Source organism: Streptomyces sp. NPDC002884, from assembly GCF_040295245.1.
Taxonomy (GTDB): Bacteria; Actinomycetota; Actinomycetes; order Streptomycetales; family Streptomycetaceae; genus Streptomyces.
Map to the genome: position 1 here is coordinate 1 of NZ_JBEOVB010000100.1, position 1,678 is coordinate 1,678.

General features: G+C 63.7%; 1 protein-coding gene and 1 pseudogene. Both read right to left on the reverse strand.

Translation table 11 applies throughout. From position 1 onward, the window contains the following. Positions 1–75 precede the first annotated feature (75 nt). Positions 76–458: pseudogene (locus tag ABT070_RS46145) on the reverse strand (IS110 family transposase); the annotation flags it as partial. Between the two features lie 923 nt (positions 459–1,381). Continuing rightward, positions 1,382–1,678, reverse strand: a 297-nt coding sequence (locus ABT070_RS46150; protein WP_351769357.1) for a transposase, incomplete at its 5' end; no start/stop codon positions are given.

The window sequence follows — 1,678 nt, forward strand, 5'->3', positions numbered from 1 at the left end:
AGCGAGTACTTTCTGGGGGCGGCCATGGTCGATGTTCCTCTCATGAGAACCATCTGACCCTCTGTCAACACACTCCGCATCTCGGGGGAACCTCACCCCGAGGACGCGCTCGAGGCTGGGGTGGAATTGGGTGAGCCGCGTATCCGGTTGCTGGTGCGGTTCGCCTCGGCCGCGAGGTCCTGGTCGAAGCCGGTCAGCACCGTGAGCTCGACGGTGATCACGTCGGTCAGCTCCAGCGACTGCAGGGTGTGGGGCATCGTCCGGGCCGCGTACGCGATCACCGTGACCTTCGCGTCGGTCTTCGGCTCTCCCGGGTAGAGGTCGGCGATCCGCCGCGTCGCGGGTCCGGGCAGGTAAGCGACCTGGCAGCCCGCATCCTGGGCGACGGTCAGGGGCAGGGCGCCCATGGACGCGGGCTGGCCCACGATCACCAGGACGGTGCCGAACTTGGCCTTGAGCTACCGCGAAAGACATAACGGGGGACATGCCGTGCACGCCGCGCCAGCAGCTGCTCGACGTCACGCGCGGCGGCCGCGGTGGTGCGCAGGCGGACCATTTCCCAGTACCGCAAGTCGTCCACCAAGCCCGGCAGGCACTTCGTCCAGGACGTCGGCTTCAAGCAGCGCCCGTTGGTCGTCGTCCTTGTCTGCGAGCGCCAGCCATGCGAGTTGAACTGAAAAATCCGCGTATCCGTTCTACCTATGTCTGGATTATTAGTCCGGAGTTGCAACTTTGACAGGAAGTGGATCATGGCAAGGCCTCAGAAAATCGTTATCCGGGTGGACAAAGAAGTGGAGATTTACTCGGACAGCAAACGGGTGCAGGCAGCTCACAGTGTTGGCGATCTCAGAGCTCGCGACGCCGAGGCTGCCGCTCGGTTCCGGTCCGCACGCGACGCCGAGGCTGCCGCTCGGTTCCGGTCCGCACGCGACGGCCGTTCGCGACGGGACGGGATGGCCCCTCAGCCTGATGAACGAGTGACCCCAAACCTAAACAGCGCCGTTCGGTTCAGCAGGACCCCCCTCAGCGACGACATCCCTTCAAAATTTCTGGACAGTAGGCTGCTGAACAGCAGAGAGAGTCGTATTGCAGTCCACCGCTCAGCTGCCCTGGCTCAATTGGAGGGGCGCCCCCTCATCGATACGGTATCTACTCCGTCAGACTCCCCCTTGGCGAATTCAAACACCTACAGCACCATGAGCAGCGTGGCTTCGGCCGCAGCCCTTAAGCCCATCACCTATGCCGCCACCCAGTCTGCCTTTAAGCCTTTGCCGCCCCTGCCCCCTGGCACAACACCTCGCATCGCTCAACAGGCAGGTCGCCACGGTCTCCGTTAGCCGGGAGTTCGCAGATCAGAGTCGGGCATACGTAAGACCGTGTCCTACATGGTCAGTTTGCGGAGCCGTTTGTAGCAGCAGAGGGCGGCTGCCAGTCCGAGAAAGGCCAGGTAGTTGCCTGGTTTCCGCTCGTAGCGGTGGTTGCGGCGGCGGTAGCCGGTCAGCCAGGACATGGTGCGTTCGATGACCCGCCTTCGGCGGCCGAGCCGTTCGCTGGAGTCCACGCCTTTGCGGGCAATGCGGACACCGATGCGCTTGCCCCATAACCATCGCCGCAGGTGAGGCACGTCGTACGCCTTGTCCGCATGAAGGCGATGGGGCTGGGGCTTGGAATCGGTCGC